This is a genomic window from Paenibacillus sp. GCM10023252 (assembly GCF_042653305.1).
Taxonomy (GTDB): domain Bacteria; phylum Bacillota; class Bacilli; order Paenibacillales; family Paenibacillaceae; genus Pristimantibacillus.
This window is the reverse complement of record NZ_JBHSHW010000008.1, coordinates 201,437-227,160: the sequence shown is the minus strand read 5'-3', so window position 1 is coordinate 227,160 and position 25,724 is coordinate 201,437. Positions and strand designations below refer to the sequence as shown.

General features: G+C 50.3%; 23 protein-coding genes. 21 read left to right on the top strand and 2 right to left on the bottom strand.

The window, feature by feature from the left end; translation table 11 throughout:
• Window positions 1-253: 253 nt before the first annotated feature.
• From ACFO9Q_RS05930 to ACFO9Q_RS05920, 3 genes are all read left to right on the top strand, one after another.
• Window positions 254-1,564, top strand: a complete 1,311-nt coding sequence (locus tag ACFO9Q_RS05930) for a glycoside hydrolase family 140 protein (RefSeq protein WP_379179693.1) — start codon at window positions 254-256, stop codon at window positions 1,562-1,564.
• 220 nt (window positions 1,565-1,784) lie between these two features.
• Window positions 1,785-2,519 carry a GTP cyclohydrolase II gene (locus ACFO9Q_RS05925; RefSeq protein WP_379179691.1) on the top strand — a complete coding sequence of 245 codons (735 nt, stop codon included), beginning with the start codon at window positions 1,785-1,787 and terminating at the stop codon, window positions 2,517-2,519.
• A gap of 189 nt (window positions 2,520-2,708) precedes the next feature.
• Window positions 2,709-4,262: an ATP-binding protein gene (locus tag ACFO9Q_RS05920; RefSeq protein WP_379179689.1), complete on the top strand. Its 1,554-nt coding sequence runs from the start codon at window positions 2,709-2,711 to the stop codon at window positions 4,260-4,262.
• Between the two features lie 85 nt (window positions 4,263-4,347).
• Here ACFO9Q_RS05920 and ACFO9Q_RS05915 read toward each other — a convergent pair whose 3' ends face one another.
• Window positions 4,348-5,322 (bottom strand): aldo/keto reductase, encoded by a 975-nt coding sequence (locus tag ACFO9Q_RS05915; protein ID WP_379179687.1) that lies wholly within the window; start codon window positions 5,320-5,322, stop codon window positions 4,348-4,350.
• Window positions 5,323-5,486: 164 nt separating this feature from the next.
• Here ACFO9Q_RS05915 and ACFO9Q_RS05910 point away from each other — a divergent pair, with 164 nt between their 5' ends.
• Window positions 5,487-6,446 carry a carbohydrate kinase family protein gene (locus ACFO9Q_RS05910; RefSeq protein WP_379179685.1) on the top strand — a complete coding sequence of 320 codons (960 nt, stop codon included), beginning with the start codon at window positions 5,487-5,489 and terminating at the stop codon, window positions 6,444-6,446.
• 522 nt (window positions 6,447-6,968) lie between these two features.
• Window positions 6,969-7,817, top strand: coding sequence for a DUF421 domain-containing protein (locus tag ACFO9Q_RS05905; protein ID WP_379179683.1), 849 nt, complete (start codon window positions 6,969-6,971; stop codon window positions 7,815-7,817).
• Window positions 7,818-7,864: 47 nt separating this feature from the next.
• Here the strand turns inward: ACFO9Q_RS05905 and ACFO9Q_RS05900 are convergent, their stop codons facing one another.
• Window positions 7,865-8,605, bottom strand: coding sequence for a hypothetical protein (locus ACFO9Q_RS05900; RefSeq protein ID WP_379179681.1), 741 nt, complete (start codon window positions 8,603-8,605; stop codon window positions 7,865-7,867).
• Window positions 8,606-8,950: 345 nt separating this feature from the next.
• On the opposite strand from ACFO9Q_RS05900, the gene coxB reads away from it, so the two are divergent.
• The 16 genes from coxB to ACFO9Q_RS05820 all read left to right on the top strand — a co-directional run bounded on the left by coxB (window position 8,951) and on the right by ACFO9Q_RS05820 (window position 25,631).
• Entirely contained in the window at window positions 8,951-10,000 is a 1,050-nt protein-coding gene (gene coxB, locus ACFO9Q_RS05895; RefSeq protein WP_379179679.1) for a cytochrome c oxidase subunit II, read from the top strand.
• A gap of 69 nt (window positions 10,001-10,069) precedes the next feature.
• Window positions 10,070-11,887, top strand: coding sequence for a cytochrome c oxidase subunit I (ctaD, locus tag ACFO9Q_RS05890; RefSeq protein ID WP_379179705.1), 1,818 nt, complete (start codon window positions 10,070-10,072; stop codon window positions 11,885-11,887).
• On the top strand, window positions 11,884-12,504 hold the full coding sequence (locus ACFO9Q_RS05885; protein WP_379179677.1) for a cytochrome (ubi)quinol oxidase subunit III: 621 nt from the start codon (window positions 11,884-11,886) through the stop codon (window positions 12,502-12,504). Before ctaD ends, ACFO9Q_RS05885 begins: the two co-directional genes overlap by 4 nt.
• A 3-nt stretch (window positions 12,505-12,507) precedes the next feature.
• Window positions 12,508-12,825, top strand: a complete 318-nt coding sequence (locus ACFO9Q_RS05880; protein ID WP_379179675.1) for a cytochrome C oxidase subunit IV family protein — start codon at window positions 12,508-12,510, stop codon at window positions 12,823-12,825.
• 78 nt (window positions 12,826-12,903) lie between these two features.
• Window positions 12,904-13,794, top strand: a complete 891-nt coding sequence (gene ctaG / locus ACFO9Q_RS05875) for a cytochrome c oxidase assembly factor CtaG (RefSeq protein ID WP_379179673.1) — start codon at window positions 12,904-12,906, stop codon at window positions 13,792-13,794.
• 54 nt (window positions 13,795-13,848) lie between these two features.
• Window positions 13,849-14,313 carry a DUF420 domain-containing protein gene (locus tag ACFO9Q_RS05870; protein WP_379179671.1) on the top strand — a complete coding sequence of 155 codons (465 nt, stop codon included), beginning with the start codon at window positions 13,849-13,851 and terminating at the stop codon, window positions 14,311-14,313.
• A gap of 167 nt (window positions 14,314-14,480) precedes the next feature.
• Window positions 14,481-15,203, top strand: coding sequence for a hypothetical protein (locus tag ACFO9Q_RS05865; RefSeq protein WP_379179669.1), 723 nt, complete (start codon window positions 14,481-14,483; stop codon window positions 15,201-15,203).
• 43 nt (window positions 15,204-15,246) lie between these two features.
• On the top strand, window positions 15,247-15,639 hold the full coding sequence (locus ACFO9Q_RS05860) for a GntR family transcriptional regulator (RefSeq protein WP_379179703.1): 393 nt from the start codon (window positions 15,247-15,249) through the stop codon (window positions 15,637-15,639).
• Between the two features lie 2 nt (window positions 15,640-15,641).
• The gene (locus ACFO9Q_RS05855; protein WP_379179667.1) at window positions 15,642-16,559 is read left to right on the top strand and encodes an ABC transporter ATP-binding protein; all 918 of its coding nucleotides are present in this window, start codon (window positions 15,642-15,644) and stop codon (window positions 16,557-16,559) included.
• Window positions 16,560-16,642: 83 nt separating this feature from the next.
• Window positions 16,643-17,542, top strand: a complete 900-nt coding sequence (locus ACFO9Q_RS05850; protein WP_379179665.1) for an ABC transporter ATP-binding protein — start codon at window positions 16,643-16,645, stop codon at window positions 17,540-17,542.
• Window positions 17,539-18,849: an ABC transporter permease gene (locus ACFO9Q_RS05845; protein WP_379179663.1), complete on the top strand. Its 1,311-nt coding sequence runs from the start codon at window positions 17,539-17,541 to the stop codon at window positions 18,847-18,849. The genes ACFO9Q_RS05850 and ACFO9Q_RS05845 overlap by 4 nt, the downstream gene beginning before the upstream one ends.
• A gap of 188 nt (window positions 18,850-19,037) precedes the next feature.
• On the top strand, window positions 19,038-19,925 hold the full coding sequence (locus tag ACFO9Q_RS05840; protein WP_379179661.1) for a carbohydrate ABC transporter permease: 888 nt from the start codon (window positions 19,038-19,040) through the stop codon (window positions 19,923-19,925).
• A gap of 14 nt (window positions 19,926-19,939) precedes the next feature.
• Window positions 19,940-20,788: a carbohydrate ABC transporter permease gene (locus ACFO9Q_RS05835; RefSeq protein WP_379179659.1), complete on the top strand. Its 849-nt coding sequence runs from the start codon at window positions 19,940-19,942 to the stop codon at window positions 20,786-20,788.
• Between the two features lie 26 nt (window positions 20,789-20,814).
• Window positions 20,815-22,596, top strand: coding sequence for a cache domain-containing sensor histidine kinase (locus ACFO9Q_RS05830; RefSeq protein WP_379179657.1), 1,782 nt, complete (start codon window positions 20,815-20,817; stop codon window positions 22,594-22,596).
• Window positions 22,593-24,167 carry a response regulator gene (locus ACFO9Q_RS05825; protein WP_379179655.1) on the top strand — a complete coding sequence of 525 codons (1,575 nt, stop codon included), beginning with the start codon at window positions 22,593-22,595 and terminating at the stop codon, window positions 24,165-24,167. Before ACFO9Q_RS05830 ends, ACFO9Q_RS05825 begins: the two co-directional genes overlap by 4 nt.
• Before the next feature lie 114 nt (window positions 24,168-24,281).
• Entirely contained in the window at window positions 24,282-25,631 is a 1,350-nt protein-coding gene (locus tag ACFO9Q_RS05820) for an extracellular solute-binding protein (protein WP_379179653.1), read from the top strand.
• The last annotated feature ends 93 nt before the right edge of the window (window positions 25,632-25,724 follow it).

Genomic DNA, 25,724 nt, shown 5'->3' with positions numbered 1-25,724 from the left:
CCCCATCATACGAGGCGCTCCTGTTTTTGTCTAAGCCGAAATATTAGCGTATACAGGAATGTTTAAGGCTCTTTCGGTGAGAGTTCGAAGCGCCAGCCCTTAGCCTCGAGCCACTAATAATTGTATACAATAGGTATACAAATTCGCGATTTTCTAGTATACCTATACGTAGAGAACTATTATTCTTAGACAGTACGTTCCGTTCAGACGAAGATAGACTGTGTGAGGGGACGTGCGAGAGAGGAGGATTGTTGTGCAAGCATTGAAGGTAAGCGCTAACAACAGATTTCTAATGACCGAGGACGGGGCTCCATTCTTCTGGCTTGGTGATACGGCCTGGGAGCTGTTCCACAAGCTTAGCCGCGAGGAAGCTGCTCTGTATCTGGAGAGTCGTGCTGAACAGGGCTTCAATGTTATTCAAGCCGTCGGGCTGGCTGAGGTAGAAGGACTGACGAAGGGAAATGCCTATGGGCGCAAGCCTCTGCTCCACAATGAGGCAGGACTGAACGATCCTGCTCAGCCTGATGTGAGCGGCGACTATTCGTATTGGGCACATATGGACTTCATTATCGACAAGGCTGCTGAACTGGGGCTCTATATGGCCTTGCTGCCAACATGGGGAGACAAGATTAACAGGATGTGGGGGGAAGGTCCTGTCATCTTCACCCCGGACAATGCGAGAGTATTCGGACAGTGGATTGGGGCGAGGTACCGTGATCGCAGCAACATCATCTGGGTGCTAGGCGGCGACCGGCCGCTGCATACCCGGGAACACTTCGAGATTATTCATGGAATGGCTCAAGGCATTAAGGAAGGGGATGGGGGAGAGCATCTCATCACCTTCCATCCGATGGGCGGTCAGTCCTCCTCTCAGCATGTCCATGAAGAAGACTGGCTTGACTTCAATATGATTCAGAGCGGGCATGGAGCCGGGGTAAGAGACAACTACACGAAGGTGGAGGCCGACTATGCACGTACACCAATCAAGCCCACCCTTGACGGCGAGCCTTGCTACGAGGATCATCCGATTGGCTTCAATCCAGCTCTTGGCTACTTCGATTCGGCAGATGTACGAACGGCTGCCTATTATGCGGTATTCGCAGGGGCGTTCGGCCATACATATGGTCATCACTCCATCTGGTCGATGACGACTGAACCGAAGGATTACTTCATTGTGACCTGGAAGGATGCGTTAGACCGGCCAGCTGCCAATCAGATGAAGCACCTGAAGACGCTGCTGCTCTCCAAGGACTTCTATAGCCGTGTGCCTAGCCAAGAGCTAATCCTGGACAACTACACAGGCAGCAACTATATTGCGGCTACCCGTGGGGATGGCTACGCTCTCCTCTACTGTCCTAACGGACTGCCCGCCCAGGTGAATACGACGCTGTTGCCGGAGGTTCAGCTTCAGGCGTCGTGGTACAATCCGCGCAGCGGCGAACATTCATCTGATTGGCAAGTGGAGAGGAAGGACAGCGCCGAGTCGGGTATATCATTCACTCCTCCTTCCAGCGGCAGAGGTGACGACTGGGTGCTGGTGCTGGAGTGGTCTGAAGAGAGGTAATGAGCACTCGGAGAGCAGGCTTGTGAGAGGTGTCCTTCGCACCTCTTCACACGATCGAGGTGAGGATTGGGTCCTCGTATGAGCACCGTGGGAATACATGACCATGTTCTCCGATGAACTAACATAGTCAGCAAGCACGTTGACCTAGCATAGTGGAATAGAAGACATTCGGGTCAGACATACTATCCAGTATCTTGCCTCACCTGACAAGGAGACCCGGATGAACGAACAAGTGCGGTCCATACTGGACGATAAGATTGAGTTCATTAAGACGGATGAATGCGCGCTCTACCTGGTAGGACCTATCCTCCTGCCTGTAGAGCTTGGGGATGAGACGGCCTTCTTCCATTGGTATTGCTGGTTGGAATGCCAAGAAGCGACGGAAGATATAGACCGAATAGTTGCGAAGCTCTCCAGTCAGAATCTCGCCGAGATGCAGCAGTCGAGCGTACTCGTCTACGGAGACTTCGAGCATGGAGACGAAGCCTTGATCCGTATGCACAGCATCTGTCATACAGGCGATATATTCGGTTCTCGCCGCTGTGATTGCGGCTATCAGCTCCATCAATCGATGCGTATGATTGTGAATCATGGAACAGGTGCGCTGTTCTATCTAGCGAACCATGAAGGACGAGGGATCGGGCTGTTCAGCAAGGCGATGGCCTATCTGCTTCAGGAGAAGGGATACGATACCGTTGAAGCGAATGTGAAGCTCGGATTCTCTGATGATTCACGCAGTTATGCAGATGCGATCCGCGTCCTTAAGACGCTTCGCCAGAAGCCTGTCACCTTAATTACGAATAATCCGAGGAAGCTGGATGCGCTTCGGGATTCCGGGCTTAATGTATCTGGGCGAATTCCACTATGGGGCGACCGCTCGGAGTATAATGCGAAGTACTTGGATACGAAGGTGAGCAAGTCCGGCCATATGGCGAGCGGCTGTCCGAACGAATAATGAATGGATCTCATCCATAGCAAGGAAGGAACCCCGTCTTGTACCAGACGGGGTTCCTTCCTATGAGTGAATCAGCTATACTATTCCTATTATTATAGCAGGGACATCATAACCTATATGGAGTTGAGGCTATTGAAGCCGGTAACAGAAGCAATTCAAGCTTCTAACAGGCGGTGCAGGGAGGCGGGGATGAGAGATGATAGACTCCCGCTGCCAGAGCGACGATTACTGCAGACGGAACTAACCGAACGCCGGAAGAAGTTCGAAGAGTTCATCCAAGTCATGCAGTCTTGCGGCAATAAGGTAATTCAATCTATGGAAGGGACGCCTATACTGCTCACTCTAATAGATAATGAAGAGTTCATCCTAGAGCGATTCGGTGATGAACAGCTGACGAGAGCTATGCGAGATTCCGGGGTTGATATCGGCATTCAATTCACCGAAGCGGTAATGGGTACCAATGCGATCTCCCTCTCTCTAGCCATTGGGCTGCCGGTGCAGCTTGTCGGGCCGCAGCATTATCATAAGCCGTTAGTACACAACGTCTGTTATAGTGTTCCTTTCTCCTATACGGAACAGCGTCCGGCCTTGTCTGGGGCGATAGCGATCATGACGACGATGGAGCATCATAGCCCATTCGCACTGACTCTGCTTATCAATATGGCTGAAGCGATCGAGCGTGAGCTGCTGCTGAGAAGGCAGAATAGAGAGCAATATCTGCTGCACCATCTCATCCTCCAGTCCGTGAACAGCGGTATCATCGTCACTGATCAGGCTGGAGTGATTATGGAATGCAACGCATCTGCTGCAGGCATGGTTAACCGGCGAATTGATGAGCTTATAGGTGAATCCTATACTTGCTTGCCGGAACTGGCCTCTTACTTGGGAGATTCACTTAAGCACGGGACAAGCTTCGAGCATGTAGAGCGAACGTTCACGCTGCATGAAGACACCCGTCTTACTTGTCTGATTGATTCTATTCCCATCCGGAATGAATCGGGATGGATCGTAGGAGCTTATCTCCAAGCGAGAGACATGACTGAGAGGCATAACCTCGAGCGGCAGATTATGACCTATGAGAAGCTCTCAGCCGTAGGGAAGCTTGCTGCTGGACTTGCTCACGAGATACGTAATCCGCTCACGGTTATCATAGGCTTCATGCAGCTCTTGCAAGAGCAGAACATGAAGGAAGGCCGGGATTCACGTTACCTGTCGCTTATTCAGAGTGAACTGCACAGCCTGAACCGCTTGGTCTCGGAATTCGTTCTGATGGCTAAGCCTAGTTCTCCCGAGAGACGTCTGTTCGAGCTGGGTCAGCTGGCTGAGGATACGATATCGTTCATGAGCTGCCAAGCCAAGCTGATGAATACCGTACTGACGTATGAACCTGCAAGGGTTCCGGTCTGGCTGCATGCAGACGAGGGACAGATTAAGCAGGTATTGATTAACTTATTACAGAATGCAATGGATGCTATGGCGGGTGGAGGCTCTATTCGAATCATGGCTGAAGTGGACGTGGAGCGCAGAATGGCCAGGCTGCTGGTTCGAGATACTGGATGCGGCATGACCGAGAAGCAGTGCAGAGAGGTGTTCACCCCATTCTACTCAACGAAGGACGATGGTCTCGGACTGGGATTGTCGATCTGCTACCGCATCATGGAAGCGCATGGAGGCCGAATTACCCTTCAATCCGCTCCTGGCAGAGGGACAACCTTCGTCATTGAGCTGCCGGCAGCTGGATAGGAGCGAGGAGTGTACACACGGGTAGTGAGAACAACAGGAAGGGCTGCGCCGCATCGGCACAACCCTCTTGGTTCATTCGATATAGTTAAGGCAGAGGCACGCCTCTTGAACTGACATAGAGAGTGTACCACTCATCGCGCGTCAGGACGACCTTCTCAGCATCTGCACAAGCCTGAATACGATCGGGATTCGCCGTACCGATGACAGGCTGAATCTGTGCGGGGTGCTTCATCAACCAGGCAAGGACGATCGCTTCAGCGGTCGTACTCTTCTCTGCCGCATAGTGCTGAACCAGCTTCGCTGTCGCTTGAACAGATTCCTTGTGCTCGGACACATCTCGACCCGAATAGATTCCTCTTGCCAGCGGACTCCATGCTTGAATCTGAATGCCATTAAGCTGACAATACTCAAGCGTCCCCTCGGGAAAAACATTATCCCGAGCAGCAAGCTGATTCACATGCACGCCATTCTCCAGGAACCCAATCTTCTCAAGGCTCATCTCGAGCTGATTCACAATGAACGGTTCACTGCTGTAAGCCTGCAGCAGTCTGATCTGTCCCTCGGACATGTTGGATACACCGAAGGCTCTTACCTTACCGGACGACTTCAGGAGCTGAATGGCATCTCCAACCTCTTCCGCCTCCATTAGGGCATCTGGGCGGTGAAGAAGCAGAATATCTAAGTATTCGATACCAAGTCGTTCGAGAATTCCATCTACGCTCGTTAAGATGTGTTCCCGTGAGAAGTCGAAGCGTCCTGGCAAGCCTTGTCCATCTGCGAACTTAATGCCGCACTTGGATTGAATAATCATCTGCTCCCGCAGCCCAGGTGAATCCTTCAGCACCTGTCCGAATACCTTCTCAGCCTTGCCTCTAGTATAGATATCGGCATGGTCGAACATATTGATGCCGATGGACAGCGCGGCATCAACGACTTCCCTTCCTTGCTTCAGATGGTCAGCTGTAATCGGGCTCTCATCCCATCCTCCGCCAAGTCCCATACAGCCTAGCACGAGTCGGCTAGCTTCAATATTATGTTGTCTAAGAGGCATCATTCTCATCGTTCGTTCAGCTCCTTCTATAAGTGTTATTCTCCGTGTACTCTGGTAACGTCCTCATTCTATCAACTGAGGTTATCTGAAGCAAGCCATATCCGCATAGGGCATGTATAATAGTAGGGATTGAGTTAGGAGATCTCTCGATAGCAAAGGTGGTCATTCAACGTATGGATGTAACGGCATTAGGAGAGTTATTGATTGACTTCACGCCGGCTGGACGAACGCCGGAGGGAGGTGTGCTGCTGGAGCGCAACCCTGGCGGCGCCCCGGCCAATGTTGCTGCGGCTGTAGCCAAGCTTGGCCGTCAAGCTTCATTCCTTGGTAAGGTAGGGGATGACGAGTTCGGAAGATTCCTGAAGGAGACACTAGAGCAGCAAGCAGTGGATACAGCAGGACTCATAGTCACGGATGAGTATCCAACGACCTTGGCCTTCGTGCATCTGAATGATGAGGGGGACCGCTCCTTCAGCTTCTACCGCAAGCATAGCGCGGATCAGATGCTTCGCTTCGAGGAGATTGAACTGAGGCGCTTGGCGCAGACGGCGGTATTCCACTTCGGCTCCGTCTCGATGACGAGCAATCCAGCGGCAGAGGCAACGATTAGAGCAGCTGAGTATGCGAAGGAGCATGGGGCTCTCATCTCCTATGATCCTAATCTTCGCCCGCCGCTGTGGAGAAGTCTTGATGAGGCAAGAGCTGCCATTATTCAAGCGCTCAGGCTTGCTGATCTGGTGAAGATCTCCGAGGAAGAAGTAGAGTTCCTGACAGGCACATCTGATATGGAGGAAGGCTCGAGACGAATTGCAGAGGAGTACGGTACGCAAGTCATCTGTGTCACACTCGGTCCGGAAGGCTGCTTGGTAAGACGGGGAGAGCAGATCATTGCAGTTCCTGGCTTCACTGTGAAGGCCATAGACACGACTGGCGCCGGCGATTCGTTCATGGGCAGTATGCTCTATCAGATACTGGAATCGGGTCTAAGGGTGAATGAATTAACGGGCGAGCAGCTTGGTGAGTTCGCACGCTTCGCTAATGCGGCAGGCGCACTGACGACGCTTAAGCGAGGGGGCATCACCGCCTTGCCGGAGCTGCCGGAGGTACTCGCCTTGCTACAAGGTAGCAGATGATAGCACTGTACATATGGATAACGGCACCCCTTAGGGGTGCCGTTGTTGTGTAATGTATATTTAACCGAGCACTCTATGCATCAGGAAGAGCGCTGTAATAACCCCTTGTTAACAAGTAGTAATGTTAATTCTAATGATAGTTGAACCTTGCATTCTCTAACACAACGAAAGCCCTGCCTCTCTTCCGTCCTTGCGGCTCCGATGACCGCGCCAGTGTGAATCAGAATTCTATGCACGTAACATGGTTGGGAAAATTAACAGAAAAGAAATTCAAAATTCGAGGGTAAATATTGAATTCTAGCAAGGGGTAAATGTGATCTGCTCTTGGAAGGATTATACCTGAGATCAGCATTCAATTAGGGGTTAAATATAACACATAAATTATATTATATATCATGATGTCTGAATATGCAAGTTCATCGCAAAAATAGGATGAGACTTCGGAATAGCGAGTCAGCATGACCTTGTGTGAATGATCCATAGCGGAGATGGAGATTATAGGCATTGGAGGAGGCGATGAGCATGCCAGATTGGCTTGAGGTAACGCTAAGAACGTTGAGCTCCATGGTTATCTTGTTCGCCATTACTAAGGTGCTCGGCAAGAGACAGATCTCGCAGTTGTCCTTATTCGAATATATTACAGGAATAACGCTGGGCAACTTGGCCTCCTATGTATCGCTGGATATGGACAGCTCGTGGTACCTGGGGGTTGTCTCCCTCGTTGTGTGGACCACAGTCTCCTTCGGGGCGGAGATCGCCACGATGAGAAGCAAGCGAATCCGAGACTTCATCGACGGCAAGGGCAGAGTGCTCATTAACAATGGCCGTATACTGTCGGACAATCTGCGCAAGGAGAAGCTTACGATAGACGAATTCCTTGAGCAGCTTCGCAAGAAGGACGTGTTCAAGGTTGCCGATGTTGAATTCGCAGCGATGGAGTCGAGTGGACAGATTACCTTGATGATGAAGAGGGAGCATCAGACCTTAACCCCTTCCTTGTTAGGCCGCAGTATGATGAGTGAGGCGGTTCCCACCACCATAATCATGGACGGTCAGTTGATTAAGGAGTCATTAGAAGAGAGCGGATACGACCGGGATTGGGTAATGCGAGAGCTTCGTCGACAAGCTATACCGCTTGAGCAGGTATTCATCGGCCAAGTGACTGCTGGCGGGGAGCTGTCAATTATCGCCAGGCAGGGGTTCCATGTCTCGCATCAGCCTCCTGGCAACTATAAGGATAAGGTGAGCGCCATCCTTCATCGCTGCGGTGAAGAGCTTAAGCTCATGGAGACTTATGCACGTTCGGATACGGAGAAGAGAGCGTATGAAGAAGCATCGGCTAAGGTTCAAGCTCTAATCCGCAAGCCATGAGGGCAGCGCATTAGAGCTTCAATGAGAGACTATATAATAGAAGCGATTTATTCGGTGCGAATGATCTCCTGATCGTGAAGCTGCTGTTGTCTGATCTGGAGAGGGACGGGCATCTCAACTCCACCGTCGAATTGATACTTCACAAGCGTATTGAAGTCATCCACCCAAGGCGTTAGGGAATGCCCGAGCCAGGCTTCCTTGGCGAATTCCGTCATCTCGTTCACGAAGTCCATGTTGGCGGAGATATGCACTTCCTGCACCATAGGAGCCAGCTTGCGAATGCGGACGGCAATCGTCTGCTTAAGCTCGCTCGACAGCTGATTGTGGTCATTCACCGAGAAGTAGGAATTGTAAGGAGTGACGAGCTTGCGATTATCCCAATACGGTGAGCCGGTTGTGTTATTATACACGCCTTCTTCCATCCCGCCGTTGTCCTGCTCCTTCGTATCCGCTCCGCCTGTCTTCCTAGTTCCAACAGAAGTCCAATCGAGCATGATGCCGACATAAGCGTTCTTGTCCGTGAGCATGACGGTTGCGCTCGCTACGCCATTAAGAGCGGTCACTTGACGAGAGAGCATGGAGCTGTATTCAAAAAAGTGATTGTCATGCTGATGAGGATTGCCGGTTGCGCTTCCGTACATCTTGCTGCCAAGCATCTTCGGATCGGTACCATGCTTAGACCCGTAATCCGCATCGCTGCTCTGGACGAATTGCTTATAGTTGCAGCCGATTGAACCGAGCAGCAGCAACAGGCACAGCATACCACCTGCCAGTCGTTTGTCCATCATCCTGACCTCCATCCTAACGTACTGCACTTAGCTTCTGTAAGTAGGGGGGAAATATACTTGTGCAGGAGCATACATAATTGACCATGGAATTGGTGCACAATGTAGGATAGAGAACCGTGAATTTGTCGCTTGGCAAGAGCCGAAAAGCCTTGAAATAGCGCGATTTTGACAGGTTTGAGAACAATTTGTGAACTCTCTGTGGAACATTGACAAATAGGGGCTTCAACTTTATATTTAATAAAGTGCTTAAGCTGTAGAATGGAATAACATCTGTAGAACACGCAGAATGTCGCTAGCCACGCGATACATAGGCATCTGCGAAAACGTCAAAAGTGGGGTTGATTAATGATGAATCGGTGGCAGTTTGTGAAACGGCTTACGCCGCTTCTGGCCATTATGGTATTGCTATTGTCGGCATGCGGTCGCAGTGACCTGTCAACACTAGATCCTCAAGGGCCAGTCGCGCAAAGTCAATTTGATCTAATGAAGCTCTCTATCTCAATCATGCTGGGCGTGATTGTCGTCGTATTTGCGATTTCATTGTATGTCATCATCAAATTCCGCAGACGCAAGGGAGACAACACGATTCCGAAGCAAGTTGAAGGGAATCACAAGCTGGAGATCATATGGACGGTCATTCCGGTCATCCTGCTTGTCATTCTAGGCGTACCTACCGTTCAATCGGTATTCAGCCTTGCCGAGGACAAAACAAAGGACCCTAACGCGGTTCAAGTTATAGCAACTTCGCACCAATACTGGTGGGAGTTCGAATATCCACAGCTCGGAATTAAGACGGCACAAGAACTGATTATCCCTACCGGCAAGACGATCTCTGTCATTACGAAGTCAGCTGACGTGAAGCACTCCTTCTGGATACCGTCACTAGCGGGCAAGACAGACTCCAATGCTGGCAGCAATGCCAACGCAATCTACTTCTCTGCTCCTAAGGAAGGCGTATACTTGGGCAAGTGCGCCGAGCTATGCGGACCATCTCATGGCTTGATGGACTTCAAGGTGAAGGCAGTGGACGAGTCCTCATTCGACCGTTGGACAGCGGCTATTCAAGAGCCGGTAGCCTTGCCGAGCGATCCTGCGGTGAAGGAAGCCTTCGTCAAGAAGTGTCTAACTTGTCACGCAGTAGGTGATCAAGGCGGATTCGCTTATCCGAACCTTACCGGTATCGGCAGCCGTGAGAGCGTAGGCGGTATTCTCATCAATACCGATGATAAGAAGTATAGTAATGAAGGAACAGTCTATGAGAACCTTCACCGTTGGATTGAGAATCCGGATGAGATCAAGCCGGGCAACGGAATGGGCAAGATTGAATTGACGAAGCAAGAGCTGGACGGCATTGCCAAGTACCTCTCAGAGCTTAAGGTCGATTTCGAACAATAAATACATCGGTAATTGAAGGAGGTACCAACCTTGGCTCACGGACACACGGTCAAGCGTTACAGCGGTCTGATGGACTGGCTGACAACGGTTGACCATAAGAAAATCGGCATCCTCTATATGATTGCCGGCGGATTCTTCTTCCTGATCGGCGGTCTGGAAGCTATCTTGATTCGCGTTCAGCTATGGAAGCCGCTGAATGACTTCGTTAGCGCGGATACTTACAATGAGCTGCTCACGATGCATGGTACGACGATGATCTTCCTTGCAGCGATGCCGCTCTTGTTCGCCTTAATGAACGCTATCGTTCCTCTTCAGATAGGAGCGCGCGACGTTGCCTTCCCATTCGTTAATGCTCTAGGCTTCTGGACGTTCCTGTTCGGGGGATTGCTGCTTAACATCTCCTGGTTCGCAGGAGGAGCACCAGATGCAGGCTGGACCTCATATGTACCGCTAGCCGGTTCAACCTACAGCTCTGGACATGGCGTTGACTATTATGTTCTCGGTCTTCAGATTGCAGGTATCGGAACACTAGTCGGGGGGATTAACTTCCTCGTTACCATCATCAACATGCGTGCACCAGGTATGAGCTTCATGCGTATGCCTATGTTCACCTGGACGATCTTCATCACTTCAGCGCTGATCTTGTTCGCCTTCCCTGCGCTGACGGTCGGTCTGGTCGCCCTAATGTTCGACAGGCTCTTCCAAGCCAACTTCTTCAACCCGACCAACGGCGGGAACTCCGTTCTGTGGGAGCATATCTTCTGGATCTTCGGGCATCCTGAGGTGTACATCCTGATCTTACCGGCCTTCGGCGTTATTTCCGAGGTAATAAGTACCTTCTCCCGTAAGCGTCTATTCGGTTACAGCTCGATGGTATTCGCTACGGTACTGATCGGATTCCTAGGCTTCATGGTATGGGCTCACCATATGTTCACAACTGGACTTGGTCCAGTAGCGAACGCACTATTCTCCATCGCGACGATGCTGATTGCGGTACCTACCGGTATTAAGATCTTCAACTGGATCTTCACGATGTGGGGCGGATCGATTCGCTATACAACCGCTAACCTGTTCGCGGTAGGCTTCATTCCTACCTTCGTAATGGGCGGCGTAACAGGCGTCATGCTGGCAGCAGCTCCGGCTGACTTCCAGTATCATGATTCCTACTTCGTCGTAGCTCACTTCCACTACGTTATCGTTGGCGGACTTGTGCTTGGTATCTTCTCCGGCCTTCATTACTGGTGGCCGAAGATGTTCGGACGTATGCTGAACGAGACGCTTGGTAAGCTTACATTCTGGACGTTCTTCATCGGCTTCCATCTCACGTTCTTCATCCAGCACTTCCTTGGTCTGATGGGTATGCCTCGCCGGATCTGGACCTACCTGGATGGACTAGGCTTCAACGAGATGAACCTGATCTCAACAGTCGGCGCCTTCTTAATGGGCTTCGGTACGATCTTCTTCATCATCAACATCATCGTTACCGCGTTCAAGCCGAAGGATGCAGGCAATGATCCTTGGGAAGACGGCCGTACGCTGGAGTGGACGATTCCATCCCCAGCACCTGAGTATAACTTCGCTCAGACGCCGCTTGTTCGCAGCTATGATGCGTATTGGAAGGAAAAAATGGACGGAAATAAAGCAATGACACCGGCTGAACCGCTTGGTCCGATTCATATGCCATCACCTTCAATCCTTCCGTTCTTCATGTCTCTTGGTCTGTTCATTGCGGGCTTCGGATTCATGTACGCTTCGGATCTCGGATACTGGGTCGCTGGCGCAGGCTTGCTCATTACCTTCGGCTGTATGGTAATCCGCTCGCTGAAGGATGACCACGGCTTCCATATTGAACCGGATGAACTGCACGACAAGGGGGTAAAAGCATGAGCGCACATTCACATGTAGATGGTCAATTGCCTCATGAGCCGGAAAAAGCGACCCTTGAGGGACGTAATAAGGTATTAGGCTTCTGGCTGTTCCTTGGCGGCGAGACCGTATTGTTCGGTACGCTGTTCTCCGCTTACCTGGCACTTCGCCATCAAGTAGGAGACGGCAATCCGTCACCACATGAGCTATTCTCACTCGGACTCGTTGCCGTAGCTACGATGCTGCTGCTAACCTCAAGCTTGACGAGTGTATTCGCGATACAGGCCCTTCACAAGAATCAGGTGAAGGCGATGGTGAACTGGCTTATCATTACCGTTATTCTTGGCCTTGCGTTCCTAGGCCTTGAGATTTATGAATTCTACCACTATGTGCATGAAGGACATGGATTCACGACTAGTGCATTCAGTTCATCCTTCTACACACTGGTCGGCTTCCACGGAGGCCACGTTGCCTTCGGTATCGTATGGATCTCACTCTTGATCGGGCAAGTCCTTCGCAAGGGCTTGACCGTAGTTACCGCACCTAAGGTATATGTTGCCGGGATGTACTGGCATTTCATCGACGTCGTATGGGTATTCATTTTCACCGTCGTGTACTTGATGGGAAAGGTGGGCTAATCCATGGCAAGCAATCATTCTGCTGCGGAAGAGCGGACTAAGCGTCATAAGGTCGAAGGCCCGCAGAAGCACATCATTGCATTCATCTTCTCCATCCTGCTGACGCTCGTTGCCTTCGCAACGGTCGCAGCCGGTGAAGTGAATGAGACCTTCATCTATATTCTCATTGTCGGAATGGCTATCCTGCAAGTATTCATCCAGATGTCGTTCTGGATGCATATGAAGGATCGCGGACACCTGTTCCCGATCGTCGGCATTCTGTTCGGAGTATTCGTAGTCCTGACCATGGTCGTAATGGCCCTCTATTGGACTTGGTGGTAAACGTAACAATTTCAGCACGAAGAGGGTCCCTGTATGGGGGCCTTCTTTTGCTGAATTAAGGTTAGAAGGGGGTTCCCTATGTTAGGCTTACAATACTTCAGCTTCGTGGAACTGTGGAGTCCGATGTTCTTCTTCGCGATGTCCGCTGTCGTCATCCTCTATTATTATCTCATTGGCCCATGGAGACTTAAGACGGATTCAACAGCTGCTCCTGCTACTAGAGGTCAGCAGACGATATTCGTCGTATCTGCAATCTTGTTCTACCTCGTTCAAGGCGGTCCCTTGGAGCTGCTAGGGCATCTGATGTTCACGTTCCATATGGTCAATATGTCCATCGCCTATCTCATTGTTCCACCGCTGGTTCTGCTCGCAGTACCCGGCTTCCTGTGGAAGCAGCTGTTCAGCAAGGCCTACTGGAATAAGCTGAACTGGCTGATGCATCCAATCATGACGTTAGTGCTGTTCAATATGTTGTTCTCGATCTATCACATTCCTGCAGTCCATGACTATGTTATGATTCATTATGGGATTCATAGTCTCTATTATCTTGTATTGCTGCTTACGTCGTTCATGATGTGGTGGCAAGTGATCTGTCCCGTTCCGGAGTGGAACAGACTTACGGATATGAAGAAGATGGCGTATGTGTTCGCGAACGGAGTGCTGCTGACTCCCGCATGCGCCTTGATTATATTTGCGGCTGAGCCGATGTACGCCACTTATAGCAATCCTCAGATATGGGTTCAAGCGATGGGCTACTGCCTATCGGGTGATCCATCACGTCTGCTCGAGAGCTTCAGCGGTCCAAGCTTCTTCAATCTGCTAGGAGCGGCGGATGATCAGCAGACTGGCGGCATTGTGATGAAGCTTGTTCAGGAGTTCACGTACGGCTGTGTGCTGGCCCTTATCTTCAAGCAATGGTATAGAAGAGAGCATAGGGAAGATGATCTACCGAATGCGGAGCCTGTATAACAGGCAAGCAAGTGTCGAATAAGTTCACCGAATATGAAGCAGGTGGGGATAACTATGGATATCTATACAATTATGCCGACGATCAGTACCGCCTTCATCGTCATCAGCGCAATTCTGGTTGCAATAGGGTGGCGGCTCGCCATTCAGCGTAAGCTGGAGGCGCACAAGAAGGTGATGACAGCCGGTGCAGCAGCTGCGCTAATCTTCTTCATTATCTATTCTTCTCGTACGATTCTAGTAGGGAACACGGCATGGGGCGGACCGGACAGTCTTAAGCCCTATTATCTTGCCTTCTTATTGTTCCATATCGTACTAGCTACAGTGGCAGCGGTATTCGGCATTACAACGCTGACATTAGGCTTCAAGAACAAGCTGGCCAAGCATCGCAAGTGGGGAAGAGTGACTTCAGTCATCTGGTTCTTCACAGCCATTACGGGAACAACTGTCTATGTCCTGTTATACCTGCTCTATCCGGGCGGGCATACGAAGCCGGTTATCCATGCAATATTCGGCTGGTAACGTGTGAACATCGTAATAAGACTACTTCTTTAGCTTCTTTGTGGAGCAGGGAGGTAGTCTTTTTTTCATGAAAATAAATATACAGATGTTGACAATGAAGCGAGGTGTGATTATACTGTGTATAAAGATATATACAGTATAATGACTGGATGAAGGAGGAGAGCTGCTTGAGCTTATGGAAAGGTGCATGGCTGCTTGCTAGGCAAGAGCTTGCGGTAAGTCGTGTTGGCTTAATTTTCACATTGTTGTCCACCTTATATCTAGCTCTCATTACCTTTCCCTTCATGAATGAAATAGCTGAGAATTCGGTCTCCGCTCTCTCCGCAATCCCGTTCGACTTCTTCTTCCTGACTGTGCTACCTTGCCTTGGATTCTCGATGAACAAGACGATGTTCCGCCTATGGAGCGAAGACGGCATTACGAAGAGCCTGGCACAGCTGCGTACGATGCCCATCTCTCTTCAGCAGATTGCAGCTGGAAGACTCATCGTCTTGCTCTTGATTCTAACGCCTGCGATTGTTAGCTTCTTCACTCTCATGTACGTAGTTAACGGGTCACTGCGAGAGATGATGAGTATAGGACAGTTCATCCTCTACAGCTTGTTCTGGTACGGCTACTGTGTCGCTATGTCAAGCAGCTATATCTATTGGGAGCTGGGCTACAGCGGAAGAACTTACTTCATCGCCTGTATTCTCTATATCATCATTCTCATTCCAACGACAATTGTAATTAACTTGCAAGGGGGGAGCATCCTTATCACTATACTGAGAGCCACCCAACAAGGGCAATGGTGGATCTCAGCAGCAGCATTAGCTCTAGGGGCAGCAGTTCTCCTGCTGTTCTACAGGTTGATCTGCAGGAGGCTCCATTATAGAAGTTATCTATCTTAAGACCTACGGATGAATGAACTTGGTTAGCAGAGAGGGTGAAGCCGTGTGGCTGCCGATACAAATTAATGAACAGAGCGCAGAGCCTCTATATTATCAGATTGAAGTGCAGCTGCGGGCACTCATTGTAAGCGGGCAAGTAGCAGAGGGAACGCTGCTTCCATCGATACGTGAACTTGCACAGATGCTGAAGTGCAGCGTCATTACTGTGAGGCGAGTCTACCAGGACCTGGAGACGGAAGGGCTGCTTCGCACGCGTCAGGGTACAGGGACTTATGTGGCTAAGGCTGCTGAAGGTGATCGTGACCGCTTGCGGTTAAGCTCCGTTGCAGAAGCGATGGAAGCGGCGATTACAGCTGGTCGAAGAGTGCAGTGCACGGATGAAGAGCTCAGAGCCTTATTCGAGGAAGCGCTCGCTAAGGATAAGGAGGGGAGATGACGATGAGGATGGACGATCATGAATGGGCGGTTGAGATTCGCGGAGTGAAGCAGAATCGGAAGAGATTCTCCCTGGGTCCCTTGGATCTGAACATTCCGCAAGGATATGTGACGGCAATTATTGGACCTAACGGCTCCGGGAAGAGTTCAACCTTCCGTCTGCTCCTCGGGCAGTCGAAGCCGGATGCTGGTGAGATGAGCATACTCGGTACGCCTGTAGGAGAGTTCGACGACACAGAGCTCAAGCGTCGAATCGGTTATCTCGCGGAGGAATCACAGAGCCCAGATGACAGGCTGCGGGCCTCAGACAAGGCAAGCTTCACTAGAGCATGGTATCCCGCATGGGATGATAAGCTGTATCGTGAGCTGCTGCGGCTGTTCGAGATTGATGAAGGAATGAAGCTTGGCAGGATGTCGAAGGGGATGCGCCGGAAGTTCGATCTGGCGCTGGCCTTATCACATGCTCCTGAGCTGCTCCTGCTCGATGAGCCTTCCTCAGGGCTCGATCCCCTCGCATGGAAGCAGATGATTGACATTCTGCACCGTTACATGGAGAGAGAGGGAAGAACGATTATGATCGCCTCGCATATTGTCGAGGAGGTCCGAAGACTCGCGGACTACATCGTCATCATGTCCCAAGGCCGAGTGCTTGGTCAGTATGAGAAGGATGAACTCTTCAGTTCATGGCATGTTGTGTTCCTCTATCGGGAGGGGCTGGATGCGAAGCAAGCAGAGCAGCTGCCTGGACAATCTGGTGTGACAGCAGCAGGCAAGGACACGATGCGAGTCGTGACTTCTAAGCTTGCAGAGATAGAGAGATGGTGTGAAGAGCACCATATTCGAATCGTTAGTATGCACAAGATGGAGCTGGATGACATTCTTGCAGCTATGATCCAGCGAGATCGAATGCTTACGATATAGGCGGTACTTTTCAATGTAATAGGAGCATAATCACTTAAGTCTCACTAGCGTTCGGCTGTAAGCCGGGAAGGAGCAATACGAAGATGAGCACTCTAGCCGTAGAGAAGGTAGTGAAGCAATTCGGAGACAAGACTGCTGTGAATGGCATTAGCCTGAAGATTGAACAGGGTGAGATCTATGGTCTCCTCGGGGCCAATGGTGCAGGGAAGACAACGACGATGAGAATGGTACTTGGACTCATCTATCCCGATGGCGGCACGATTAGGTACGACGGGAAGCCGTACACGAAGGAACTGCTTGGTCAGCTTGGGTACTTGCCGGAGGAGAGGGGGCTGTATCCGAAGATTAAGGTGAATGATCAGCTTATCTATCTCGGACAGCTGCGCGGCATGTCGAAGAAGGATGCTGAAGGAAGCTTGAAGTACTGGCTGGAGCGGTTCGAGGTTCCGGAATACTACAGCAAGAGAGTAGAGGAATTGTCGAAGGGCAATCAGCAGAAGATTCAGTTCATCGCCGCGGTCATTCACAAGCCGAAGCTGGTCATTATGGACGAAGCCTTCAGCGGTCTGGATCCTGTTAATGTTGAATTGCTCAAGTCTACCGTCAAGGAGCTGCGCGACTCTGGAACTTCGATTCTATTCTCTACTCACCGTATGGAGCATGTTGAGGAGCTATGTCGGAACATTACAATTCTTCACCGTTCCAACGTCGTCCTCCAAGGCGGAATTAAGGACATTAAGAAGCAGTTCCCGAAGGAGAGGATTCTCCTGTCGACAGAGAGTGAAGTGTCAGGCCTTGATCAGCTGCCAGGGGTGGCAAGGGTTACCCGGCATGAATACGGCTACGAGGTTCACGTTGAGAATGAAGGAGCTGGCCGAGGCATTCTGCAGCTTGCGATGAATCAATCGACGATTCAGAGGTTCGAGATTATGGAGCCGACGTTGAACGAGATATTTATTAGATCGGTAGGTGAGCGGGTATGAACAGCTTCTGGACGGTTGTAGGCTTCACCTTGCGGAACAAGTTCAAGACGAAGGCATTCGTCATTACGACCATTATTATTGCTCTTATCATTACGATCGTTGCGAACCTGCCCTACTTATTCTCCTTATTCAATAAGGATGACGGCCCTGCTCGAATCGGGTATGCAGCGGCGGAGCAGGGGGAACAAGCAGCAGGAACTGCGCTTGCTCTGCAGCTGAAGGCCTACTATGAAGCGCAGCCAGAGCCTGAGCTGTTGCTGGTAGAGTTCCCGGCCGGTGCTACTCTGGAGGAGAGCGAAGCGGCTATGAAGAAGGGCATCTCGAGTGAGGAGATTAAGGGCTATATTACCTTCGGTTCGGCTGACGAAGGACAGTTCCCGGCTGTGACCTACAAGTCCGAGAAGATCATGGACAACTCGACGGCTCAGAAGCTGAAGACAGCTCTTCAAGCAATCAAGACGGATACGGTGCTTAAGAATGCAGGTCTGACCGAAGAAGAGAAGACACTGCTCTACGCGCCAGTAGCTGTTGATAGCGTACAGATCTCCTCTTCCGCCGGTGGCAAGGACAGCAATGGCAAGACGGCTGCTCAGCAAGGGATGGATATGGCGCTCATCTATGTCATGGTTATTATGCTGTTCATGGCTATCATGGTGACCGGGCAGATGATTGCCTCGGAGATCACGGCGGAGAAGAGCTCTCGTGTCATGGAGATTCTCATTACAAGCGTATCTCCACTGAAGCAGATGTTCGGCAAGATTCTAGGCATGTTCCTGGTAGGCCTGTCACAGATGGCTATCTATGTCATCGTGATCGTCATTAATGTCATGCTGCCTCAGAACGTCGACATACTAGCCGATATGGATATTCGCTTAAGCGAGATTGATCCTGGACTGCTGGCTTATGCGGTTGTATTCTTCCTGACAGGCTACTTCCTATTCGCGACGCTGTTCGCAGCGGTCGGTTCCATTGTGAGCCGGACAGAAGACTTAGGCCAGGCGGTCATTCCAATAACGATGACCTCGCTTGCAGGCTTCTACATTGCGATCTTCTCTCTGTCCAATCCTGACAGCATGCTCGTCCATGTGACGTCATTCATTCCCTTCTTCTCTCCCTATGTGATGCTGCTCCGATTAGGGCTGTCGGATCCGCCGTTGTGGGAGGTATGGACATCCATTGGCCTGCTGCTCATCGCCATCTATGTATGCGGCGTGCTTGCGGCGAAGATCTATCGCACAGGCGTCCTCATGTACGGCAAGCGCCCTACAATTAAGGAGCTTCGCCGAGCGATGCGGGCTTATAAGTAGGCATTAACAATAGACTGCTGACCCCCCTCCGAGTTTGGAGAGATGGTCAGCAGTTTTTTATTGTAGAGATGCTAAGGGCATAGGTCATTTCCGTAATTTTTTACTAGCGAGTTGTAAGATAATCCATTCAGTCAAGGTCGTTCCTAATGTTACAGTTAAGGCATACTTCAGGTCAAAGGAATGATTGAATGGAATCGTACAAGCGCAACATGAAGGTAATCCTTCTATTCCTGTTCCCAGCTATTGCTATCTATACCTTGTTCTCCATATTGCCGATCGCTGCTTCCTTCGTTCTGTCCTTCACACGTACGGAAGCTATGCTCGGAGGAGCTATGGAATTCGTCGGACTGAACAATTACGAGAAGCTGCTGCATAATGACCATTTCTGGACGTCACTGCGGAACATTGGCTACTTCCTGCTCTTAACCCTTCTTACTCAGATTCCGCTGGGATTCCTATTCGCGCTGCTGCTCAGCACGAAGATAAGGGGATACAAGCTGTTCAAGACGATTATCTTCCTGCCACAGATTGTGTCTATTACAGCGACGAGCATGATCTGGTACTTCATTCTCTACCCTAATGACGGCGTGCTTACGATGTTCTTATCTGCTATAGGAGTTGAAGAGCTTAGCCGGAACTGGCTAGTTGACCCGAATACAGCGATGTGCTCCATTATTCTGGTTAATGCTTGGGTCGGAATTGGCTTCCATATGGTCGTCTTCTTCGCTGCTATCTCGGGAATTCCTGAGGATATTAGAGATGCCTCGAAGATCGACGGGGTGAACGGGTGGCAGAATGCAATCTATCTGGTAATGCCGCTCGTATGGGAGAGTGTCAAGATCTGTGTCATCATTGTGGTGACGGCCGTGCTCAAGACCTTCGATGTCGTCTTCGTTATGACACAGGGCGGGCCGAACGGCCAGACTCATGTGCCCACCACGCTGCTGTATGACCTGGCGTTCCGTTACGATAACTTCGGCGGGGGCAGTGCAATCGCTGTCGTCATCTTCCTGCTCAGTATAACGCTCACCGTTCTCAGCCTGAAGCTGATGAGGCGGGATGTACTTCAATATTAATTGTGGAGGGAACCATGATGAGACCCGATGGAGCAACTCGTCCTCACCCAGTCAAGCAAGGCGCTGTTTACCTGCTGTTTTTCTTAGTCATTATTGTTTTTGCATATCCCATTTATTTTCCACTCGTCTCATCGTTCAAGTCTACAGAGGACATCTTCACCTCTCCGTTCTCCCTACCGTCCTCTCTAGACTTATATAATTACGTTAAGGCTTGGGACCTGGCTCACATAGGCAGGGCGTTCGCCAATAGTCTAGTATTGTCAGGATCAACCGTATTGGTTACTCTTATAGCAGCGGCAATGGGAGCGTACGTCATAGCTCGGTTCACATTCCGCTTCCAGAGCGGAGCGCTCATCTACTTCCTCATAGGACTGATGATTCCTATTCAGTCGACGATAATTCCGCTGACTTATATGATTGCCAAGATTGATCTGACGAGCAACCTCCTTGTGGTCGTTATGCTGTTCGTGACGACGAATCTTCCGCTTGCTATATTCATCTTGAACGGATTCATGGGACAGATTCCTGCCTCGCTTGAAGAATCGGCGATTATGGACGGGGCATCTGCTATCGATATCTTCATCAAGGTTATGCTTCCGCTCACCGTCCCAGCGTTAGCAACCGTGGGCATCTTCGTCTTCATGCAGTCCTGGAATGATCTGCTCATCCCGCTTATCTTCATCCAGGAGCAGCAGCACCAGACGATATCTATCGGATTAATCTCCTTCAAGGGCCAATACAGCTCCGATTACGGTACGCTGATGGCCGCGATTGTCATTGCTATACTCCCTCCGCTGCTCGTCTATATTGCTGCCCAAGAGAAGGTGCAGTCGGGTCTTACAGCTGGAGCCGTCAAGGGCTGATTGTTCATACAACAAGGAGAGCGAAGGTGAGGAGGATTAGAATTATCCTGCGTGTGAAGCAATGGTATATGAATCTATCCATTGTTAACAAGATGTACAGCACTATCTTCATCTTCATTCCGTTAGTCGCTCTCCTGCTCGTCTTCAGCTCCCTGTCGGCGGATACGGTGCTTCAGGGCAAGCTGGATACGTCCTTGCAGAATCTTGATCTTATTACACGAGGAATCTCTCCGCTCATAGACAGAGTAGAGGATGCTTCCAAGTTCTTGAGCTCGCATAAGGATGTCCAGGATATGTTGAAGAAGAATAGCCGGATGGATTCCAATACGAGATATCGTCAGCAATTAGTTCTGGCAGACTTGTTCGATGATATGATTGGCAGTGGCACCAACCTGTCTGCAGTCGCACTATATGACAAGACCCATAAGCAGCTCGCCAGCTCGACGACGGAAGTGGGAATGGCCCACCATTCCTTATCCTCGCAGGGCCCTTGGCTTATTCCTGCTGGCAAGCCCCTCTGGGTATACGGGGAGAGGGTTGTCTATGCGGTTAGTGAGATCTATGATTACGACACGGGTAATTCCTTCGGCTACCTAGTAGTCGCCATACACGATCGTGTGCTGTCGGGCCTATACAAGCAATCCGCACCTTCTGATAGGATGAAGATTGCCATATTAAGTGAAGATGGTTCTATCATCTCTGCAGCGGAACGTCCTTACGTTAGCCATGCCATAGATAGTCCATATTTCCAATGGCTGTCTGAACAAGATAGAGATGGCAGGGCCTTCTCCGTGAACGGGGAACAGCTGATGGTGCTGCATAGCCGGTATAGTCATCTGGGATGGCATGTCGTTGGCATGATTCCTTATGCGGAGTTCGTTAAGGATACGAGAGGCCTCAGCCGTAAGATACTGTTGCTGGGATCAGCTGCTATTCTGCTGGAGATTATGCTTCTCCTCATCATTTCAAGATCGATTACGAAGCCGATTGTCAGGCTGAACCGTTCCATGAATGAAGCAGGGATGGGCAACTTCAAGAATAAGCTCGATATGGAATCCAGAGATGAGATTGGGAGATTGGCTTATACGTATAATAGCATGATTAGCCGAATTGCCGAGCTCATCGAGGAAGTCTACCGCGAACAGAGAGAGAAGCGGGATATTGAGCTGACTCTCCTTCAGTCCCAGATTAAGCCTCATTTTCTATATAACACGTTAGAGAGTATCGCAGCCTTAGTTGAGCTAGACCGGAAGGCGGATGCCTATACGATGGTGAATTCCTTGTCTATGTTCTACAAGACGCTGCTTAATAAGGGAAGAGAGATCGTCACAATTCGAGAGGAGCTTCATATCGTCAGACATTATGTCTCCATCTTGCAGATTCGTTATCCAGATCAATTCCGATTCGACATTCGTATGGAGGATGAACTGTTAGAGCGGATGATGGTGAAGCTTAGCCTCCAACCTATTGTAGAGAATGCGGTGTATCACGGTATTCGCAATAGGAGATCTGCTGGCGAGATTGTCATATTAGGCAGTCTTGCAGGAAGTCGTATCATTCTGGAAGTACAGGATAATGGACAGGGCTTCCGGCAGGAAGATATACAGAGAATGAACGGAACTGTTGCAGGATCGGATATTGCTGCAGGTTCGATGAGAGGCTTCGGTCTTCAGAACGTACAGGATCGGCTGAAGTTAATCTACGGCTATGAGTTCACGATGAAGGTATCGAATCGGGCTGAAGGAGGCGCCAGCGTCATGCTTGTTATTCCGGACAGGGGTATGAAGGTTGAAGGTGATATCTTATGATTCCAGTCATGCTGGTAGATGATGAGGTGCTGGTGCGCCATCGCATTAGAAGCCTGCTGAATTGGGAAGAGCTCGGGTTCCAGATTGTGGCTGAAGCGGGTGACGGGGAAGAAGCGCTCCAGCAGCTGGAGCAATGCTCTGCTGTTGATGTCCTCTTGGTTGATATTAATATGCCATTCCTTGACGGCATTGCCTTGTCACGAATTGTAAGAGACCAATACCCCGACAAGCAGATCGTCATTGTAACCGGCTACAGTGAGTTCGAGTATGCCCGAACAGCACTATCGTTAGGCGTTAACAGTTATATTCTGAAGCCGATTGAGGTATCGGAGTTAAGAGATTGCTTGACGAAGTTGAAGGCCGGCTTGGATAAGGCGAAGTATTACAGGGAAGCTCTGCATCAGGCTAAGTCTGCTGTAGAGCTTCAGCGGAGCACATGGCTTAATGCCTGGGTGTTGAACAAGCTGAACATTCAGCAGGAAGCATTCGAGGAGGCCAGACAATTCTATGGGATTCAGCTAGAGGCTGCTGGCTTGCAAGCTGCGGCTATTGAGATTGATGATATGGATAGCCGCTGGATGGGCGAAGAGGAGAAGCAACTATGGCGATTCGCTACACGCAATGTGGTCGATGAGATTCTACAGGGTATTGGGCCATTCTACGCCTTCCAAGGAGATGGGAATCGGCTGGTCTACCTTATTCGGCCTCATAGTGAGTCTGATCTTACGGCAACATGCAGCCGTGCGGCGCAAGCCGTTAAGCGGTACTTGAAGTACACCATAACAATTGGTATCGGCAGAGTATATGATGGTTATGACCTTGTGCCAAGATCCTATGCAGAGGCGCTGGAAGCCTTGAGGGGCAAGTTCACTGCAGGGAGAGGTCAAGTGCTTGTATACACCGAGACTGCTGAGCACGGATTGCCAATGTTACTAGATGCTACACATTCTGATTCGATACTTATTCAGCTGCGAATGGGTAAGACCGATTGGTGTAGAGAACGAATTGAAGAGACATTCATGGTGATGAGGGGAGGAGCCTACAGCAAGGAGACCATGCTTCATGCGGCATTCACCTACTTGGCCGTTATCCTGAGAGTCTTAAGCGAATGCGAGCCCTCCCCCTCCGAGCTGCTTAATCTCGATTGGTATGAACATCTGAGCAGCAAGGAGACGATGGATGATGTAGCAGCTGAGCTCAACCGCCTGCTGGAGCTCGCAGCCACCCGTGTGGCAAGGCATCGCACACGTAATACTGAATTCATTGAACGTGCGCGCGCCTTCATTGAAGAGTACTATGCGAGATGCGAGCTGTCGTTAGCCGATATCTCAGCCGCGGTCAATATTAGCCCATCATACTTCAGCACCATGTTCAAAAAAGAAACAGGAGTTGGACTTGCCGAATACCTTGCTGATCGGCGTCTCTCTAAGGCCAATGCTCTCATACGCGAGAACCCGATGCTGACGATTCAAGAGATTGCTCTTCGAGTAGGCTACTCCGATCCGTATTACTTCAGTAAAAGCTTCAAGAAAAAATTCGGACTATCACCGAGCCAATATCTAACTAAGTAATCCATACAGCTATACTCCAAAATAAATTACGAAGAGCTCCAAAGATATTCCATTCAAGCGCAGCGCCCCCTCTGTTAACTTAATGATGCAGCTATTATGAAGGAGGAGAATACTATGGGGATTAGAAAACAACCAGCGGCTCTGCTGCTTACCGTGTTCCTAGCCGTCGCCTTGGTCATGTCGGCGTGCTCCAATAACGGGAACGGGGAGAAATCAAACACGGAGGGAAGCACAGGACAGAAGGGGGATAACAACGGAGAGAATGGCGAGGAACAAGTAACGATTACCTTCATGTCGCGGGAGACAGGAGATACCCCTTCCGCCCAGTTCATCAAGGAAGTCATTGCGAAGTTCGAGGAAGCGAATCCTGCGATTCACATTCAGGATGATTCAATTGGAGATGAGACCGCTTACTTGAATAAGCTGAAGTCATCTATTGCCAGCGGTAATCCTCCGCATATCTTCTCTTATGCAGGCGCACTCAGTCTGCTTCCGTATGCCAAGAGCGGAACGATTATGGACATCTCTCCAATGCTGGAAGACAAGGAATGGGCAGACGGGTTCCAGCCTGGATTATTCGACAGCTTCAATCTGGAAGCAGCAGGCAAGCCAGGCATCTATTCCATTCCATGGTCCATTAACTACGAGCCGATCTTCTACAATGCGGACCTGTTCCAGCAAGCAGGTGTAACGAAGGAGCCAGAGACTTGGGATGAGCTGCTGGATGCCATTGCTAAGCTGAAGTCTGCCGGCGTGACGCCATGGGCGCTTGGAGGGAAGGACAGCTGGCGTGTCGGACATATCCATACTTCTATCTTCTACAAGCTTGCTGGAGTAGAGAAGGCGAAGGAGATCGGACAACGGAAGGCGAAGTGGACGGATCCTGAAGTAGAAGCTACCTTCCAGAAGCTCATTGAGCTGAGAGAGGCTGGAGCGTTCCAGGAGAACTTCGAAGGAGTTAACTACGACTCGGAGAAGCAGCTGTTCGGATCTGGCAAGGCAGCGATGACACTCGATGGAACCTGGAGAACTGGTGACCTTCCGAAGGATATGAACATTAAGTCCTTCCCATTCCCTTACTTCTCAGATAAGCCGGAGTATAAGAATAATGGCGTCAACTACCTCGCGCAATGGGTGCTGAGCGGCAAGATGGAAGGAGCTGAGAAGGATGCTGCCATCTCCTTCATCAAGTTCCTGACGAATCAGGAGAATCAGCAGAGCCTGCTGGACAACTATGCAAGGCTGCCTATTATTAAGAACGTGGACACCTCCAAGCTGGATGAATTAACTAAGGATATTATAGAAGATGGAGCTAAGGTGACGGTACCTGGACTCGATACCTTCTCCTATGATCCGCTGCCTGCTATCGAGAGCGCAAGCAAGGATGCGCTAATGGGGATGCTGCTAGGGAAGTCGCCTAAGGATATGACGAAGCAGGTGCAGGATGTCATTGACAACAGTTAGAGGGCAGGCGCTTGCATAGGACTACCTATATGACCGCTAGGCTAGACAAGGGCTGATCAGAGCTGCAGCATATAGAATACGATGCTATAGCGC